This window comes from Streptomyces oceani (genome assembly GCF_001751245.1).
Taxonomy (GTDB): Bacteria; Actinomycetota; Actinomycetes; order Streptomycetales; family Streptomycetaceae; genus Streptomyces; species Streptomyces oceani.
Window position 1 is genome coordinate 34135 of the sequence record NZ_LJGU01000150.1, and the last position, 17197, is coordinate 51331.

The window sequence follows — 17197 nt, forward strand, 5'->3', positions numbered from 1 at the left end:
CGGGCCCGGGACGCGGAAATCCGCTTCGGGGGCGACACCGGGGAGTCGTTAGGATGGGGGCAGCCCGTAGTAGCGCGCCATGACGAAGAGTGCACGGCTGCTGGACGCGTCGTACGTGCCAGTGACGTGTTCCAGCGACGTGGCTGGCGCCCTCGGGACTCGCCCGGCCGCACCCGTCGTGGCACCCACCGGTGCCGCAAGACCAATTGGAGCATCCGAGGATGGCTCGACACCTCATCACCAGCGCGCTGCCGTACATCAACGGGATCAAGCACCTGGGAAACATGGTCGGGTCGATGCTTCCGGCCGACGTGTACGCACGCTATCTGCGCCAGCGCGGTCACGACGTGCTGTACATCTGTGCCACGGACGAGCACGGCACGCCCGCCGAGCTGGCGGCGGCCGAGGCCGGGCTGCCGGTGGCGGACTTCTGCGCGCAGCAGTACGACGTGCAGCGGCGGATCTACGAGGGCTTCGGCCTGGCCTTCGATCACTTCGGCCGTAGCTCCTCACCGCAGAACGTCGAGATCACGCAGCACTTCGCCCGGCAGCTGCACAAGAACGGCTTCATCGAGGAGCGGGCCGTGCGGCAGATGTTCTCCGCCGCCGACGGCCGCTTCCTGCCGGACCGCTACATCATCGGCACCTGTCCGCACTGCGGTTACGACAGGGCGCGTGGCGACCAGTGCGAGCACTGCACGAGGGTGCTGGACCCCACCGACCTCATCGAGCCCCGCTCGACGATCAGCGGCAGCACCGCGCTGGAGATGCGCGAGACCAAGCACCTCTTCCTTCTCCAGTCGAGCCTGGAGAGCGAGGTCAAGGAGTTCGTCGACGCCCACACCGACGAGTGGCCGGTCCTGTCCTCCTCCATCGCCCACAAGTGGCTCACCGAGGGCCTCCAGGACCGCTCCATCACCCGCGACCTGGACTGGGGCGTTCCCGTTCCGGCGGACACCTGGCCGGAGTTGGCGGCGGAGGGGAAGGTCTTCTACGTCTGGTTCGACGCCCCGATCGAGTACCTCGGCGCGACCAAGGAGTGGGCGGACGAGCAACCGGACGAGCGGGACTGGAAGTCCTGGTGGTACGACGTCGACGACGCCGTGCGCTACACGGAGTTCATGGCCAAGGACAACGTGCCGTTCCACACGGTGATGTTCCCGGCCACCCAGCTCGGCACGCGCGAGCCCTGGAAGAAGGTCGACTTCGTCAAGTCCTTCAACTGGCTCACCTACTACGGCGGCAAGTTCTCCACCTCCCAGAACCGCGGCATCTTCACCGACGCCGCCCTGGAGCTGCTGCCCGCCGACTACTGGCGGTACTTCCTGATGGCCGCCGCCCCGGAGTCGGACGACGCCTCCTTCTCCTGGGAGTTCTTCTCCTCCCAGGTCAACAAGGACCTGGCGGACACCCTGGGCAACTTCGTCAACCGCGTGCTGTCCTTCTCCCGCAAGCGCTTCGGTGACAGCGTGCCGGAGGGCGGACAACCGGGCGAGGCCGAGGAGAAGCTGGGACGGGACATCGCCGAGCTGCTCACCGAGTACGAGGAGCACCTGGACGCGCTCCGCTTCCGTAAGGCGGCGGCGGCCCTGCGCGCGCTCTGGAGCGCGGGGAACGTCTACCTGGAGGAAAAGGCTCCCTGGCTGGAGATCAAGACCGACCCGGACGCCGCGGCCCTGACCCTGCGGACCGCGATGAACCTCATCCACCTCTACGCGATCCTCTCCGAGCCCTTCGTCCCGACCGCGGCCAGGACCATGCGCGACGCCTTCGCCCTGTCCGAGGACACGGCGACGTGGGTGAGTTCCGACCGGGCCCGGTCGCTGAACTCGGTGCCGGTGGGTACGGACTTCACGGTGCCGCCGGTGCTCTTCCAGAAGATCACCGAGGACGACCTGGATGCCTACCGCGAACGCTTCGGTGGGGAGCCCGAGTCGGACTGACCGCTCTCGGTTTCCCGACAGCTGCCACGGCGGCCAGCGGCCCGCCCGCCTCCTCGCCCGGTCACGGTCCGCGTTCGCCCTCCTCGGCCCGCCGCCCCGGCGCCGGCTCAGTCGGGCCCGGCCGAGCCCGTGACGAGCGCGAAGCCGAGCACGGCGATCGCCGGCAGGAGCATCCGGACCGCGTGCCGTATCCAGCGGTTCTTCGTACGGGCGATGCCGCTGGTGTCCGCCAGGGCGCGGGCGAGCCGGGGCCGCGGGTCGGCGCTGCCCTCGCGGAGGCCGGCCGTGAGTTCGGCCCGTCGTTCCGCCCGTACGACATCCTCGTAGTAGGCGAGGACATGCCGGCGCCGCTGTGCCCTCCCGTGCTGTGCCCTACCCCGCCGGGGTCTCCCCTGCCGGGGCAGCAGGGCGAGGAGGAGGAAGAGGAGCGCCACGGTCGTGGAGACCGTCGCGGTCCACCACAGGAGGTCGTGCCAGGAGGACGCCCCTAGCGGGCCGCGCGGAAGCAGCAGCGCCAGCAGCGAACCCGCGGTGGCCAGCAGCACGGTCGCCTTGCCGTCGGCCCGGCCGATCTCCAGGTGGTTCTGCGCGATCAGCTCCCGGGCCATGGCCGCGACCTCCTCCGGCGCGCCGGCTCCTCGACGCGCGGCCCGGCCCCTCACCACGGCTCCACCGCGCCGTTGACGGGGTGGCGTACGCCCGCGCCCGTGCCCTCGGTCCCGCCATCGTCCCCGATCCGGCGCAGGACCTCGTCCCCGTGGGGCACGCCGATATCGCTGAGGACCTGTGCCAAGTGGACGCCGACGAAGCTCCGGTCCTCCTCGGTGAGCCCCTGAAGGGGTATCGCCGAGGTGAGCCCAAAAGGGGCCATGGGATGATCTTGAACAGGGAGCCGGCCGTGGTCCAGCGGGACAGCCAGTAACGCTAAGCACCTGTCGGCGGGGGGCCACCGGATCGCGTAGCCGTCACACACCAATGTCCGCCGAACCTGCCCATTCGCGCTTCCTCCAGGCCGCCGTCCGGCAGGTGCCAGAGCAGAACAGCTGGTCAGAGCAGGTGAAAAATACCCGGGAGCAAGACGGCGTCCGCACGTCCGGCAGGCGGGTCCCGTCCCGATCGTGTGGACGGCCATGAGGTCCAAGCCACGGCCGTAACGGCGGTATTGCCGGAACCAGGCCGACTTGCACGCGGTCGAGCAGTACCGCCGCCGCGGCGCCGAGCCCGAAGGCAGCGGCCCGTGGCACATCGCGCAGGCCCGCTGGGTGCCAGCCATACCTCCGGTCTACGCCCATGGCCGTCCGCGCGCCACTTCTGGCCTTGGAGTGATCTTGAGTAGCGGAGGGCCGTGATCGAGGGCTTTGATCAGCACGTTTACCGGGTTTTCACGGTCTCTTCGGTGCTGAGGACACGCTCCGGGCGGGGTCGAGGGACGTCGCCCGCGGCCTTCAGGGCGGCGAAGTCGGCGTGCGCGGCCTCGACGGCTTCCGGGTACGCCTCGCGTTTGGCGTGCTCGGCGAGTGCCCGGTAGATGCTGGCCACGGACGGGTTCTGGCCTTTGCGCTTGCCGGTGGGGATGATCAGGTCGGGCTGGATCTGCTCGACGGATTCGCCGCCTGCGCGGCGCCGGAGCACGGTGTGCAGCATGTCGTCGGTGATGACCGGGGGCCGGCCGCCGTGCTTGCCCTTGCGGGCCGCGGTGTCGAGCCCTTCCAGCGTCGACTCCCGGATGTTCTCCCGCTCGGTCTCCGCCATCGCCGCGAAGAACGCGAACAGCAGCTTGCCCGGGCCGGTGGGGTCGTAGATGCCGGGCAGAGGCCCGGCGAGCATCTCCAGCACCAGGCCGTGCGCGGTGAGGTGGTCGGCGAGCGCGGTGAGTTCGGCGGCGTCACGGCCGAGCCGCTTCATCTCGTACACGGTGAAGATGACCCGGCAGTGCGGGGCGTGCGCCTTGACCTCCCGCGCGGTCCGCAGCGCCTTCTCGAACTGGGGGCGGACCCGGACCCGGGTGCTGATCTTCTCGCTGAAGATCTTGTCCCGGGGGATGCCGTGCTTGGCGAGCGCGTCGAGCTGGGAGTCGAGTTCCTGCCCGAGCGTCGAGCACCGCGCGTACCCGATGCGGATGTCCGCGCTCGGCAGATCCGGGTCGATCGGCGCCGGCGGCGGGGTGCCCGGCCGCCACGGCCGGCCGGGCCCGCGGTCGGCCGGGGTCGGCACCCTCAGCGCCTTCTTCAGCCGGGGCACCATCGTGAAGCGGCGGGTGTGGTAGGCGGAGGCGACCGCGCCGCCACGCGAGCGGCAGGGCGAGCCGGGCTGTGCGTCACACTTCGGACAGGTCTGCTGTTCGACGTCGTCGGCGTCCGACCGGTCGGTTGGGGATGGCTGCTGAGGGTCCGTCATAGGCCCGGATCTTCGCACAATGCAAGTCTCAGAAGGGGGTCCGTCCCGCTTTTGAGTGAGAACGAATTCTGAGAACCGAACCAAGATCCATGCGGGCCCGGCGGCCTATTGTCGATCTTGCTCCGGCAAAGGACCGTTTGTGAGAGTAACCTCGCGTGCGGCTCTGGCCCTCGCTCACGCGCGGAGAAGATCACCAGCGGGGTGCGGGCACGGACTGGGCCATCTGTTCGAGCTTCGCAAGAAGCAGCTTGCAGTCGGCGACGGCATCGTGCGGGTCGCCGAGCGGCTGATTGCGGTAGGCGCCGCGCTTGACCGACCACAGCCCGCGCCACACCGCGTCCGCCCGCGTCCTGCTCACCGTCGGCGAGGGCGGCACCGCCGAGGGCCAGCTCCTGGGCCACGCCGCCCCGCGGGTAGCACCTGCTCTACGCGGGCTGCTTCTCCACGACGACATCGAGCTGCTCGATCGTGGGCTCCTCGAAGAGCTCACCCGTGTTCTCACCGAGCGCTTCCGCGACCTCACCCGACAGATGCGCCTGGCGCCCGTCGTCGTCGGGAAAGGCATCGAAGATCCCGAACGACGAGGGTCCGAACTGGATTCCGAACCACCTGACGGTCTTGGGCTCCCCCTCGACGATCGACAGCCCCTGGTTCAAGAAGTCGCGGACGTCGTCCTCCCTGCCGGGCAGTGCTTCGAGACGTACCAGAAGCGCTTTGCTGACCTGCGTTGCCATCTTGGGTCTCTCTCCTCTTCTTTTGCTCGGTTCGCGTTGTCGCGATGATCAGAACGCCGCTACGGCCGCCTCGACGACCGTCTGATCCTGCTCGCCGCTGCCCCCGGCGGGATACCGTTAGCGAAGATCATCATCCGGCCCTGGTTGGAGCCCCGGACGCCGTAGAAACCCCTCGTCGGACTGTCGAAGACACGCGCTGTGAAGGTCTTGTCGATCGAAATGTTGACGCTGCCCACCCACGCGTGTCCCCCGCCCATGTGGGAGACGAGGCCGCGTCCCACATGGGCATGTGCTCGATCTCGAAGCCCTCGTCGCAGAGGAAGTCGACGGCTCGCTGCGCCTCGCGGCGGAGTCATAGGCCGCGATGGAGCGCCCGAGCTTATGCGCGGGCGGCGCTGTGGTGGGTCTGGGGGCGCGTCCATTCGTGCTCCTTGCCCATTGTGTCGGCCGCGGGATGGCGCTCGCAGATGCGCCAGCAAGGCAGGGGTCCGGCCCGCAGGCTCCCCGAACGGGGACTGCGGGCGGGAGTGGAGGGGAGCGGGCCTCAGGCGGGAATGAGGCCGTGGGGGTCGATGACGAACTTCTCGGATACTCCCGTGTCGAAGGTCGCGTAGGCGTCGGGGGCGTCGTCGAGGCTGATCACCTTCGTGTTGAGCATGGCGCTCAAGTAGGGCATGCGGTCCCACAGGATCGCCATCATCAGCTCGCGGTTGTAGTGCATGATCGGTGCCTGCCCGGCGGTGATCCGCGGCGACTTGATCCATGCCTTGCCGAAGTCGATCGGGTACGTTCCCTCTTGCTCGGCCTTCGACTTCGCGAGCGGGTCGGGGCCGTAGACGCCGATGACTCCGGTGGCTCCGCCCGCGCGGGTGGCGTCGATCACCTGGTTGAGGGCGTAGGCCGGGTCCATGTCCTCGGCCTCGCGGCCGATGCCGTGTGCCTCGGTGCCGACGTAGTCGACTGCGCAGTCGACCATGGGTTCGCCCAGGATGGCCTCGATCTGGTCGGTGAGCGCTGCGTCCTGGCTCAGGTCGATCGTCTCGCAGCCGTTCTTCTTCACCAGCTCCAGGCGGTCCTTGTGGTAGTCGCCGACGATGATGCAGGACGCCCCGAGGAGGCGCGCGGCTGCTGCGCCGCAGCGGCCGACCGGGCCGGCGCCGGCGATGTACACGGTCGAGCCCGGCTTGGCACCGGCCTCCATGAGACCGTGGAACGCGGTGGGCAGGATGTCCGAGAGCAGCGCCAGGTCTCGGATCTTCGCCATGGCCTGGTCCCTGTCCGGGAAGCGCAGGAGCTGGAAGTCGGCGTACGGGACGAACAGGTACTCGGCCTGGCCGCCGGTCCAGTCGCCCAGGTTGAAGCCGTACGCTCCGCAGGACACCTTGGGGTTCGTGGTCTCGCAGACGTCGGTCCGGCGCGCCCTGCAGTTGCGGCATCGGCCGCAGGCGACGTTGAACGGGACGGAGACGAGGTCGCCCTCGCTGAGGAACTCGACGTCGGGGCCGACCTCGATGACCTCCCCGGTCATCTCGTGCCCCATCACCATGCCCTGGGGCACCGGGAAGGACCCGCGGTAGATGTGCAGGTCGCTCCCGCAGATGTTGGTGGCCACGATCCTGAGGATGACTCCGTGCGGGGCCTTCTTCCCGTTCGGCATCTGAAGCTTCGGGAAGTCGAGAGACTCGACGCGCATGTCTTTCGGGTTCTGGAAGGTGACGGCGCGGTTGCTGCTTGCCATGATGATCTCCTCTGATGTCGGGGAACCTGGTCGCAGGAGTGCCGGGGGGTCGGTCCGGTGGCTTCGCGACCTCGGCTCCGCCCGACGTAGGCCCATCCTTCAACGTGGGGCTGCCACCCAACGTAGGCACGCCGGAATCGGACCCCTCTATGCCCTGAATGCCAACCCACTAACGCTGCGTGTCACGCTCCCGGCCAAGCACGTCATACCGGGGTGGGTCGTCGGCGGCTTGTCGGGGCTGAGTACCTCGCCCGTCTCGAGCAGCGCCCGGGAATCGCGCAGAGCCCGGCGGACCGGCCCGCGCGGGTCCTGACCCTTGAGCCGGCCGCGGCGCCTCTGATGCGGCTCCCTGAAAAAGCCCACTCCATGCTCGGGGGTGACCCCACATCTGCTCAGTGGATCTCTCCCCCCACAGGCCACCTGATCTGCGAATGGGCGCCACAAGGGATCCCGGGTGGCTGGTGAGGCAGTCAGGCGGGCTCCAGGGCGCGGGTGAACTCGTCGACGACGGCGGCGCAGAAGGCTGGGAGGTCCTGGGGGCCGCGGCTGGAGATGAGTGACCCGTCGATGACGACCTCCTCGTCGACGACTTCGGCGCCGGCGTTGCGGAGGTCGGTGCGGACGCTGGGCCAGGAGGTCAGGCGCCGGCCGCGCAGGACGTCCGCCTCTGCGAGGGTCCACGGCCCGTGGCAGATCGTGGCGACGGGCTTGCCGCTGGCCATGAAATCTCGTACGAAGGCGACAGCGTCGGGGTCGGTGCGCAGCTGGTCGGGGTTCATGGTGCCGCCGGGCAACAGGAGGGCGTCGTAGTCGTCGACGGACGCGTCGCGGACCTTCTTGTCGACGGGGAAGCTGCCCGCGGGGTCGATGTCCATCTGGCGGGCGTTGATCTGGCCGTCGTGCGGGGACAGGAGTTCGGTCTGGGCGCCGACGCCGTGCAGCGCGCCGCGGGGCTGTTCGAGTTCGATGCGCTCGACACCGTCGGTGGCCAGGATCGCGATGCGGTGGCCGCGTAGTTCTTCCGTCATTTCTGTTCTCTCCCCTGAGGCGATCACCGACTCGTGAGGCGGTCAACGCCGTTCGTAGCGGGTGGGCGGGTAGTCCGGGCGGTCCTGGGATGGGGCGCCGGCCGAGGTGGCGGCACATCCGCCCCCCGGCGTCCGCCTGTCATGACGACTCCTCTCCTCGGCTCTCCTACACGGCTTTCGCACGGCTCCTGCGCTCCCCTGCGCGGTGCGCGACGCGGGCGGGATACGCGGGGGTCACAAGCCTGCGGCAGCCACCTGGGCGACGCTCTGGTCCTGGTCCCCTGACCCTCCACTCACCCCGACGGCACCCACCACCTGTCCGTTGCGGTGGAGCGGCAGGCCGCCGGCGAAGATCATCACGCGACCCTGGTTGGAGCCGCTGATGCCGTAGAACTGCTGCCCGGGAGCGGCGTGCTCGGCGAGGTCGGCGGTGCTGATGTCGAAGGCGCGGGCGGTGAAGGCCTTGTTGATGGAGATGTCGACGCTGCCGAGCCATGCGCCGTCCATGCGGGCATGGGCGACGAGGTGGCCGCCGGCGTCGACCACGGCGATGTTGCTCGGCTGCCCGAGTTCCTGCGCTCGTTTCCCTCCCGCGTCGATGACCCGCCGAGCGTCGAAGGGAGACGGTCTCGATGCTGGTCATGGTGCGAGCTCCTTCCTGAAGTCGCTTCCCGGGTTATGGGCCGCGCCGGCGCTTCAGCCGCCGTCGGGGTGGAGCAGGACCTTGGTCCAGCCGTTGTCGCGCTGGTCGAAGTGCTGGTAGCCGTCGGGGGCCTGATCCAGTGGCAGTTCGTGGGAGACGATCCAGGACGGCTTGGCCTTCCCCTGCTCGATGAGCCCGCTGAGCTGCCGGTTGCAGGCTTTCACGTTGGCCTGTCCGGTGCCCATGGTCTGGCCCCTGAACGGCAGACTGATCCATGTCCCCGACCCGGACCTTGTCCACGCCGGCGCCGACCTCGACGACCTCGCCCATGTTCTCGTGACCGAGAACGCGGCCGGTCTCCATGTCGGTACGGCCTTCATACATGTGCAGGTCCGAGCCGCAGATGTTCGTCGTGGTGATCTTCACCAGGACGTCGGTGGGACGCTCGACACGCGCATCCGGTACGTCCTTCACCTGCACCTCACGGGGCCCGTCGTATACGAGAGCCTTCATCGGTCTCCCTCGCTCCCGGTAGATGCTGGGCATGCTTCGGCAGTGAGCTGCAGGTGGGCGCGATGCCGCCACCGGGCAGAGCCACATATCCACACTCCCACACCCAAAAACCATGTCAAAAGTTGTGATAGCGACATATCGACGCGACTGTACGGGAGACCCGGTCCACGCCAACCGATCACTGCATTACCCGGCCGCTTCCGGGCGGCCCAGCATCGGAAGGGAGCCCCCTCATGGCCGACATCAACGGCGCACTGCACGTACAGGTCAGGGCCCTGCCCGGCAAGGAGGAAGAGGTCACCGCCTTTCTCCGCGAGGGCCTTGCCCTCGTGCAGGGGAGCCCGGCACCGTCGCCTGGCTCGCCGTGCGCCTGAGCCCGTCCACCTTCGCCATCTTCGACGCCTTCCCCGACGACGACGCACGCCAGGCCCACCTCGCCGGCCGCCTGGGCAGCGCCCTGGCGGAACGAGCCGGAGAACTATTCGCCCAACCGCCTTCCGTCGTGCAACTCGACGTCCTTGCCCACAAACTCCCCTGACGACCAGGCGGCGCCCTTGACCCGCCGGCACGGCCCGCACACTCCACGAGCGGGCGGCCCCGGCCGACAACCTCCGAGACGCTCGTTGAACCTCCCCAATCGCTTGAGCGACGGAGCAAGTGAGGCGACGAGCGGCCCTGGCCGATTTCAGTTCAGAGATCCTCATCACCCCGGTCCCGAAGGCACGGGACCGCGTAGGCGGGCGGGCTCTCTTGGATGATCCGCTCTAACGGCCGCGCCGACCCCGAACAGGGCTTGATCAAGTTCCGTGGGTGTTCGGGTTGGAGATGATGCCCAGGATCGGGAGTGCTCGTCCCGGGTCGTCACGATGACTCGGGTGGTCTTGGCGACGACCCGGCCCCGGCCTATCAGGCGGCCTGACCGAAGCCGGCCGCCGTCGGGTCCTGCTCTCGCAGCGGGGTGAAGTCCACGTCCAGCTTCGGGTCGTACGCCTCCGGCTGGATAACGAGCTCATGTGTGGAGTACTCGCCGAACCGGTTGATGTGCTCGGTCAGGTACGGGGAGATGCACGCCAAGTCTTCCGGCTCGATCGTCCAGCCCTCCTCCAGCAGTTGCCGGACGATCTCGGCGATGTCCAGGGCGTTGTGAAAAATGACCGTGTTGGTGAGCAAAGCGTTGAATTTCATCGCCTTCTCCTGCTCGACAGGGTCGTTCTCGGCGATGACGCCGCGGTTGCCGAAGCCGATCCACTGCGAGAACCGGTTGAAGGACTCGACCTTGTTGGTCGCCGCCGTCACCCGTCGGCGAAGCGGGGCATCCGAGAGGTAGCGCAGCAGCTGCACGGTGCGGATCACCCGGCCGACCTCGCGGAAGGCGGTGTAGGTGGCGTTCTTCTTCGAGCCCGACCGCAGGCGCTTGAGCAGCGTGGCCGAGGAGATCGCGCCCTCCCGGACGGAGACGGCCACCCGCATCAGGTGCCGGAACTGGGACTCGATCAGGTCCCAGTCGATGACGTTCTTGCCCGGCTCCCCGAACAGGGCGTCGATGTGCTCGTACTCGGTCTGCTTGCTGGGCCGGTAGAAGACCGAGTCCTTCCAGTTCCTGATCCTGGGCATCAGGTCGAAGCCCAGCAGATGCGCCAGCGCGAACACCGGGTAGGACTGGCCCTGCGTATCGGCGTGCACCGTGGTGGGCTTGACCTCGCTCGTGTTCTTCAGCAGGCCCTCGATGATGTAGACGGCCTCCCACACCCCGCACGGGATGAAGTGGGTGAACAGCGCGATGTAGGTGTCCGAGACGTGGTGGTAGGCGATCCCGCCCGGCTTGCCGTACCTGACGGAGGTCTCGGCGAGCAGGTTGTCGAGGTAGGTGTCCATGTGGGTGCCGTCGGCGGCCACCGCGGTGCCGTCGCCCCACGCCTGGGAGATGTCCAGCTGGGCGTGCGCGTTGACCAGGTCGGCGATCGCCTCGTTCAGCAGCACGGTCGAGAAGTGCCGGTTCGCCGTATACGACAGCTCATGCCCCGAGACGCCGGGGATGTGCCGGGCCGCCTCGTAGGGGCCCATGTTCGTGCCCTTCACGAAGACCGTGATCACGTAGCGGCCGAACGGGTCGGTGAGCTTGGGCTCGTTGCCGGAGGCCGGGCCGAAGCGCCGCCACCACTCCACCCAGTACGCGGTGCGGGCCAGGATCCCCATCAGCGACCGCTCCGGCATCCTGGCCTTGATCTCCTCCTCCAGCCGCCTCGCCGAGGCCCGCTGGCCCTCCGAACGGTGCGGCTTGAGCGAGGGGATGCCCGTCTCGGGGTCGATGACCAGGCCCTCGTTGTCCGGGTAGCCGGCGTCCGCCGCCGCGGCGGCGCTGCGCAGCTTGTCCTCCAGTTGCCGGCGGAAGAACTGCGCGTCGAACTCGGCCCTCTCGCCCTCCTCGGCGAGGCCGACCTCCACCAGGTAGGCGCCCAGCTTCTCCTGCACCGCCTCCCAGGTCAGCAGCTGCTTGGACCAGTCGGCGAACTCCTCCGAGCCGACCACCGCCACGTCGCCGGTGCGCAGTTCCTCCGCCAGCGCGGTGAAGACCATCGCTTCGAAGTGCTTGCGCACGAACTGCCCCGGCCGGGCCTTGTCCAGCACGGCCCGGCGCCAGTTCTGGGTGGCGAAGGAAAGATCGACCTCCCGGCCGTTCTCATCGAAGGCGGTGATGTACTCGCCGCGTGCCGCCTGGTGGCGCTGGGCGTGCGCGAGCGCGTCCAGCACCCGCCCGTCCTCGCTGGTGGCGGTCAACTCCAGCGTGTCGGCCAAGTCGAACATGGTCGCCCGGTCCCGGCCGATCTGCCCGTACAGCAGCACCTCCCAGAAGTTGCCGTGATGGGCGGAGACCTTCTCGATCTGCTCGTACTGCTGAGCGAACCCACCGGAGCCCTCCACGGCCTGGGTGACCGCCCCGAGCCCGCCCGCCTGCACCACCAGGGCCTTCGCCAGCGCGAGGAGCGCCGGGGAGACCTCCCCGTCCAGCCGCCTGGCCACCTCATCCAGCGGCGCCGCCTCGTCCAGGCCGTCCAAGGCCGCCCGGGCCTCGGCGGTCATGGCCGCGGCCTTCGCCAACGCGCCCTGGGCCGGGCCGTCGACGTCGATGCCTTTCAGCACGGTGCGGTAGTTCCCGATCAGGGCCTCGACGATCTCCCGCTCGGCCAGCCGGATCTCCTCCAGCTCCGCCTTCGCCTTCTTGATCTTCGACGCGACGCGCTTGCAGAACATCGTCGCCAGGTCGTCGCGCACCCGCATCCGGGCCTTGTGCACCAGGCACGCCACCAGCGCGATCCGCTTGACGGGCTTGTAGTCCCGCAGCTCCGCCACGTCGGCGGCATCCGCCTCCCCGGCGAAGTCGGTGATCTTCCCCGCGGCGACACCCTCCATCCACACGTCCGTGTCACCCAGGCCGTCGACCCACTCCAGACGGCTGGTCAGACGCTTGAAGTGCGACCAGCTCGGCCCCTGCGCCGGCTTCTTCAGCCGGTTGAACAGCGTCGTGCCGTCCGCATCGCGTTCCTCCAGCAGCCGCGCCAGACCGGCCAGCTCCACCAGGCTGATCCTGCCGTGGATGCCGTCGCAGATCGCCGTGTTCACCTCGCGACGGATCTTCGAGGCCATCGCGTCGAAGGTGGAGAACGCCGGCAGCTCCAGCCCGGCCTCCACCACCTTCTCCAGCGCGATGTTGATCAGGTCCGCCGGGCGGTTCTTCGCCGCGGCCTCCTTACGGATCGACTCCTCGGCGATCCGCCGGGCCTCCGCCTGGTCGTAGAGCACCCCGACCCGCTTGCGCACCAGGCCCCGGTGGTTCTTGGCGGTCTTCTCCGCCTGGTACACCGGCAGCGTGCCCTCCGGCAGCTCCACCTGGCGCCGGACGAACTCCACCACCGTCTCCGGGACGTCCTCCAGCTTCGGGAAGCACCCCATGCGCTGATACGACTTCAGCATCAGCAGCAGGGCCAGCAGATGCTCATCGCAGTCCGTGGCATCCGACGCCCACTGGAGCTCATCGCGTGTCGGAGAGAAGAACAGATACAGCTCATGCGCGGTGATCAGCCGCTTGAACCGCGGATACGCGGTCCGTTCGATCGAGGTCACAACCCACCCCAGGCCCCAGACGACGGTCAACATCACCACCAACGACACTGAGCCGAATGGGTGACGGGCCGGGGCTCTCGGATTCAAGATCATCCCATGGCCCCTTTTGGGCTCACCTCGGCGATACCCCTGAAGGGTCGCCGCGAGTGAGCTCTCCCAGCCGTCCCGGTCAGTGAGTTCCCCACGGTTCGCCATCGTCCACTCCAGCACCTCCCTGGCCTGCTCGGGGCGTTGAAGGAGCCACAGGGCGGCCAGCCCCACCGGGCCGCCGGCCACCACCTCGCGATAGAAGTGGTACGCCTCCCGGTGGGCCTCGCCGAAGCCGGCCGGCAGGGGTGGTCCGGCGCCGACTCCGGAGGCGGGAAGCAGGGCGGTCGGCGGGTCGAGAAACCAGTAGGTCAGCCCGGCGCCGTCGATCACTCGTGGCCGACCGGGCGGTTCGACCTGTGCGGTGCCGTGCTGGGACGGGGCCTGCCGCAGGGGTTCGGCGGCCTCGGGGAGGGTCGCGCCGGCCCCGAGGTGCCGTGTGATGAGCCGCGGTACGGCGTCCGAGGTGACCTGGCTCCTGGCCGCGAGCACCGGGTTGCTGACCCGCCAGGCCACTTCGTAGCGGGCCCGCTGCGCCGACGCGTGCCGTTGGATGTCCACCGAGCACCGGCGTTCCGTAAGGGAGACCCACTGGACGTCGAAGAACTCGCCGTTGCGTATCTCAGCCACCGTGGGGCGCGGGTACCCCCAGACGTCCTCGCCGCGCGGCGGCTGGAGTTGGTCCTGGCCCTGGTCCGAGAGGAACACCAGCGCCCGGTCCGTACGGGTGCTGAGGCGCTGGCGCCACAGGTGGCGTACCGGCGCGGAGGTCGCGGGGGAGATGAGCGGTCCGGTCATGACGAAGCCCTCCCTGGTGTGGCGTGCCCTTGTGTGCTGTGGTGCCGGCGATGACGGCGGAGTAGGTAGCGCGCCACTCCGCGATGGTCGCGGGCGGAGCGGGACAGGGCCCACAGGAACTGGTCGAAGGACGCGCCCGGATGGCCGGGTCCGGGCCCGGGTCCGGACCCGGCGCGATCGTCCTCGAGCAGGCGCAGACCTTCGGCCATCGCCTCGTGGGTGGCCGCGGTGTCCAGTGCGAGGACGACGAGTTCCAGAGCCTGTCGCGGGTGCGCGACCAGCACCTGGGCGAGGGTGGTGCGACTGGCGCCGGGCCTGCCGGGCGGCGGGAACGTGGCGGTGCTCATCGCCCCCAGTACGTGTCCGGCCATGGCCTGCCGCGACGTACCCGGCCCCGCGGCCAGCCAGTCCGCCACTCGCTCCAGTACGGCGGGGTGGTGAGCCTCCTCGCTGAGCAGCGTGCTGAGGGCGAAGGAGACCGCGGCACGCAGGCCACGTTCCAGCTCCGGCTCCGCACCCTCCAGGACCGTGTCCAACAGGCGCAGGGCGGCCTCCGGACGCGCCAGGCCGTAGCTTCCCGCGCAGGTCTCGGCGACCGTGCAGCGGACAGGGCCCGAGGGGTACCGACTCCACTGCCGCAGCAGTTCCCTGACCGCGCCGGCGACCGGCGGATGCTGTACCAACTCGCCCAGGGCCACCGCGACGAGCCGGCGCCGCCAGCGCTTCTCGGAGGCGGCGAACGGCGCCAGTTGACGCAGCGCACGCGGCCCGGTCGCGTGGGCCAGCACCCGGCCGACGGACTCGCCCGCCGCCAACTCGACACCCGGTTGGTACGGCAGCCCGTCCAGGGCCTGCCACAGGAGATCCGGTACGCCCTCGTAGTCCAGCCACAGTTGTCTCAGCAGCGTCTCGGCACGGTGTCTCCCGGAGAAGACGACGGGGCGCACCCGGTAGCGGTACCGGCCCGTGGTGGCGCCGTACGCCGGGAGCAGCCGCGCCCCCACGGCCTCCAGTCGGTCCTCGAACGCCGGGCCGAGCACGTCCCGTTCGGCCGCGGCGGCGACGCCCGGCTCCCCCGGACCGGTGGCGCGTGCGCTGAGCAGGGGCCGCAGCAGCGCGGCGAACTGCTCGATCACCGTCCGGTCCTGTCCGGGCAGCAGGGCGACGGCGGCCAGGAGGGAGAGGTCGTCGGCACTGTGCCGGGCCTGCCCGAGCGCCGTGCGGGCCGCCGCCGGGCTGCCCGCACGCAGGCCGTCCAGGACGGAGGCGGCGGGTTCGCCGGTGACGGCGGAGTCGTACAGCCCCGACGCGAGGTCGACCGCGTCGCCGGGCAGCGGGTGCGTACGCAGGTGGTCGGCGAAGTCCGGGGCGTCGAGCTGACGAAACGCCCGGGAAAGCTGTGCCTCATCGAGACGTCCGGCCTCGGCCATGCCGCGCAGCCGACCGGCCGCCACCTCGCGTGCGGACGGCGGCACGTGCGTGACCTGCCAGCGTACGGTCTCGGCGGGCAGCCGGATCTCCTTGGCCAGGGTGATGACAAGGTGGGCCCCGGCGTCCCGCAGCAGCTCGGCGAGGCCCGTGAGCAGCACGTCGCTGAGTTGTTCCGCCGTGCTCCTCGGCGGGCCCTGCAACAGATAGCCACCTGTCCGCTTGGGACGCCAGGCGGACAGGTCCTGCTGGGAGTCCAGGCCGGTGACACGTCCCCCGCCGGCCTTCTCGGCGAGCAGGGCGAAGGCGCTCGTGCCGGCGCCCGTGCCAGGGGCGGCGCGCAGCACGAGGATCCGGCTGGCCAGCGCCCGTACGCACCGATCGTGGGAGGGCGGTGGCACGAAACCGTGCAGGCGGGAGCGCACCTCGTCCGCCGGGTACAGCCCCTCGCGCAGGCGCGGCTTGCGGACGCGGTCGGACAGTTCCTCTTCGAGGGGGTCGGCAGCGAACACGTTGATGATGTCCCTGGCCCCGCCCATCAGCGCGAGGCCCTGCCCCACCCGCTGTCGGTTGTCCCGGAAGGCCGTCGTCTCCTGACCGGCGCCCTCGTGGGGGGCTTCGCCGGCGCCCTCGTGGTCGCCGTCGTGGGGGGCTTCGTCCAGCCGCTCCCCCGCGCCCGTCGCCCGGGCCGTGGCCGCCGCCGCGCTCACCGGTCACCCCCGTGCCCGTCGACCCGCTTGTCGCCCGTGACGTTGTCCCCGCTGCCCCAGTGCTGGTTGGTGCCCTCGTACGAGGTGCTGCGCCCGGTGTAGGTGAAGTCGCCGCCGACGCTCCCCATGACCGCGGCGCCCTCGCCCACCTGCTGGGAGTTGCCGGTGTACCGGGTGCCCGGACCGACCTCCGCCGGCTGCTCCTCCCGTACACCGGAGGAGGAGTCCTCGTCGGCTGACTCCTCCTCCGCGCCCGCGGCACCGGGTGCCCGGAGGCCGGCCTGGACCAGGTTCCCGGAGGGGGAGGGGACGTACAGCCAGGCGCGCTGCGCGAAACTCTTCCCGTCCACCGTCGCCGGCACCTCGACGCACCGGTCGGGGTGCAGGCCCGTGTAGGCGCCGAGTACGACGTCCTCGTACACCCGCTCGGAGACGATCGCCACGAGCTGGGTGACCTCCTCGCTCGCGGCGGCGAGGATCGCCTTGACCGGCCGCGAGTCGAGGAGCCGGTGGGTGTCGTTGCGGGCCGTGCCGTTGCCGTCGCCGGGTTGGTCCCCGTCCGGCAGCGGGCCGACGTGCACGCTCGCCCGAAGCCGGATACGTGGGCCCACCGACTGGCGGTTGTAGTCGCCGAGCACCTCGTCCAGCACGCCCAGGAAGGGCCAGAGCACGAACGGCAGGTGCGCCGGGTCGTATCCGAAGACGACGCCGTCCCCGGTGTTGGCCGGGAACCGCTTGGTGTCCCGCAGCTGGCGCAGCCCGGCGCGTTCCAGGGCGTGGTCGACGAGCCGCGGGATCAGTTCGCTGACCGGGCCGTGCTGCGCCGCCGGCAGGCCGGTGAAGTCCTTGGCGTCCACGGCGAACAGGGCACGGTACGGCGGAAGGGGCCGGCTCTCGCCGTACGGGGCGGAAAGGGGCGCGGGCATGTCTGTCTCCTCGCGGCAGTGGGGCGTCCCGGAGCCGTTGTCCGGCTGCCTCGAGAATCCGACGGTGCCCTCCGCGCGAGTGCACACCACTGGGCACTGGCACCGTGGCACGGGTCACAGCGCCGGAGCA

15 protein-coding genes and 1 pseudogene are annotated in these 17197 nt (G+C 69.8%); 3 read left to right on the plus strand and 13 right to left on the minus strand.

Features of this window, described 5'->3' with window-relative positions:
- Positions 1-221 precede the first annotated feature (221 nt).
- Entirely contained in the window at positions 222-1943 is a 1722-nt protein-coding gene (gene metG, locus AN216_RS23135; RefSeq protein ID WP_070198652.1) for a methionine--tRNA ligase, read from the plus strand.
- 107 nt (positions 1944-2050) lie between these two features.
- Here the strand turns inward: metG and AN216_RS23140 are convergent, their stop codons facing one another.
- The 10 genes and pseudogenes from AN216_RS23140 to AN216_RS31160 form a co-directional block, all read right to left on the minus strand.
- Positions 2051-2551 (minus strand): Pycsar system effector family protein, encoded by a 501-nt coding sequence (locus tag AN216_RS23140; protein WP_070198653.1) that lies wholly within the window; start codon positions 2549-2551, stop codon positions 2051-2053.
- A gap of 50 nt (positions 2552-2601) precedes the next feature.
- Entirely contained in the window at positions 2602-2814 is a 213-nt protein-coding gene (locus AN216_RS28390) for a hypothetical protein (protein ID WP_244502614.1), read from the minus strand.
- 500 nt (positions 2815-3314) lie between these two features.
- Entirely contained in the window at positions 3315-4340 is a 1026-nt protein-coding gene (locus AN216_RS23150) for a recombinase family protein (RefSeq protein ID WP_070198655.1), read from the minus strand.
- 190 nt (positions 4341-4530) lie between these two features.
- Positions 4531-4698, minus strand: coding sequence for a hypothetical protein (locus tag AN216_RS29445; RefSeq protein WP_170843204.1), 168 nt, complete (start codon positions 4696-4698; stop codon positions 4531-4533).
- A 67-nt stretch (positions 4699-4765) separates the two neighbouring features.
- A complete protein-coding gene (locus tag AN216_RS23155) occupies positions 4766-5074 on the minus strand; it encodes a putative quinol monooxygenase (protein ID WP_070198656.1) in 309 nt (102 codons plus the stop codon).
- Positions 5075-5618: 544 nt separating this feature from the next.
- Positions 5619-6812 (minus strand): alcohol dehydrogenase catalytic domain-containing protein, encoded by a 1194-nt coding sequence (locus AN216_RS23165; protein WP_070198658.1) that lies wholly within the window; start codon positions 6810-6812, stop codon positions 5619-5621.
- A gap of 470 nt (positions 6813-7282) precedes the next feature.
- Entirely contained in the window at positions 7283-7840 is a 558-nt protein-coding gene (locus AN216_RS23170; RefSeq protein WP_070198659.1) for a type 1 glutamine amidotransferase domain-containing protein, read from the minus strand.
- A gap of 234 nt (positions 7841-8074) precedes the next feature.
- Positions 8075-8440, minus strand: coding sequence for a GlcG/HbpS family heme-binding protein (locus AN216_RS23175; protein ID WP_070198660.1), 366 nt, complete (start codon positions 8438-8440; stop codon positions 8075-8077).
- A gap of 96 nt (positions 8441-8536) precedes the next feature.
- A complete protein-coding gene (locus tag AN216_RS31155) occupies positions 8537-8728 on the minus strand; it encodes a hypothetical protein (RefSeq protein ID WP_070198661.1) in 192 nt (63 codons plus the stop codon).
- 31 nt (positions 8729-8759) lie between these two features.
- Positions 8760-8996 (minus strand): annotated as a pseudogene (locus tag AN216_RS31160) (alcohol dehydrogenase catalytic domain-containing protein); the annotation flags it as partial.
- Between the two features lie 233 nt (positions 8997-9229).
- Between AN216_RS31160 and AN216_RS31330 the strand changes: the two are divergent.
- Both AN216_RS31330 and AN216_RS31335 read left to right on the plus strand, forming a co-directional pair.
- Positions 9230-9370, plus strand: coding sequence for a hypothetical protein (locus AN216_RS31330; protein WP_244502615.1), 141 nt, complete (start codon positions 9230-9232; stop codon positions 9368-9370).
- Positions 9361-9534 carry a hypothetical protein gene (locus tag AN216_RS31335; RefSeq protein WP_244502616.1) on the plus strand — a complete coding sequence of 58 codons (174 nt, stop codon included), beginning with the start codon at positions 9361-9363 and terminating at the stop codon, positions 9532-9534. The genes AN216_RS31330 and AN216_RS31335 overlap by 10 nt, the downstream gene beginning before the upstream one ends.
- Positions 9535-9902: 368 nt before the next feature.
- Here the strand turns inward: AN216_RS31335 and AN216_RS23190 are convergent, their stop codons facing one another.
- Genes AN216_RS23190 through AN216_RS23200 form a run of 3 tightly spaced genes read right to left on the minus strand, consistent with a single transcriptional unit; the run spans position 9903 to position 17067 of the window.
- Positions 9903-14003 carry a Tn3 family transposase gene (locus AN216_RS23190; RefSeq protein ID WP_070198662.1) on the minus strand — a complete coding sequence of 1367 codons (4101 nt, stop codon included), beginning with the start codon at positions 14001-14003 and terminating at the stop codon, positions 9903-9905.
- Positions 14000-16141: a hypothetical protein gene (locus AN216_RS28395; RefSeq protein WP_070198663.1), complete on the minus strand. Its 2142-nt coding sequence runs from the start codon at positions 16139-16141 to the stop codon at positions 14000-14002. Before AN216_RS28395 ends, AN216_RS23190 begins: the two co-directional genes overlap by 4 nt.
- On the minus strand, positions 16138-17067 hold the full coding sequence (locus tag AN216_RS23200; protein WP_070198664.1) for a hypothetical protein: 930 nt from the start codon (positions 17065-17067) through the stop codon (positions 16138-16140). The genes AN216_RS28395 and AN216_RS23200 overlap by 4 nt, the downstream gene beginning before the upstream one ends.
- Between the last annotated feature and the right edge of the window lie 130 nt (positions 17068-17197).

Bases quoted from the DNA above. Each gene is read 5' to 3' on its own strand.
- metG (WP_070198652.1), top strand. From the start codon at position 222: ATGGCTCGACACCTCATCACCAGCGCGCTGCCGTACATCAACGGGATC.
- AN216_RS23140 (WP_070198653.1), bottom strand. From the start codon at position 2,551: ATGGCCCGGGAGCTGATCGCGCAGAACCACCTGGAGATCGGCCGGGCC.
- AN216_RS28390 (WP_244502614.1), bottom strand. From the start codon at position 2,814: ATGGCCCCTTTTGGGCTCACCTCGGCGATACCCCTTCAGGGGCTCACC.
- AN216_RS23150 (WP_070198655.1), bottom strand. From the start codon at position 4,340: ATGACGGACCCTCAGCAGCCATCCCCAACCGACCGGTCGGACGCCGAC.
- AN216_RS23155 (WP_070198656.1), bottom strand. From the start codon at position 5,074: ATGGCAACGCAGGTCAGCAAAGCGCTTCTGGTACGTCTCGAAGCACTG.
- AN216_RS23165 (WP_070198658.1), bottom strand. From the start codon at position 6,812: ATGGCAAGCAGCAACCGCGCCGTCACCTTCCAGAACCCGAAAGACATG.
- AN216_RS23170 (WP_070198659.1), bottom strand. From the start codon at position 7,840: ATGACGGAAGAACTACGCGGCCACCGCATCGCGATCCTGGCCACCGAC.
- AN216_RS31155 (WP_070198661.1), bottom strand. From the start codon at position 8,728: ATGGGCACCGGACAGGCCAACGTGAAAGCCTGCAACCGGCAGCTCAGC.
- AN216_RS31330 (WP_244502615.1), top strand. From the start codon at position 9,230: ATGGCCGACATCAACGGCGCACTGCACGTACAGGTCAGGGCCCTGCCC.
- AN216_RS23190 (WP_070198662.1), bottom strand. From the start codon at position 14,003: ATGACCGGACCGCTCATCTCCCCCGCGACCTCCGCGCCGGTACGCCAC.
- AN216_RS23200 (WP_070198664.1), bottom strand. From the start codon at position 17,067: ATGCCCGCGCCCCTTTCCGCCCCGTACGGCGAGAGCCGGCCCCTTCCG.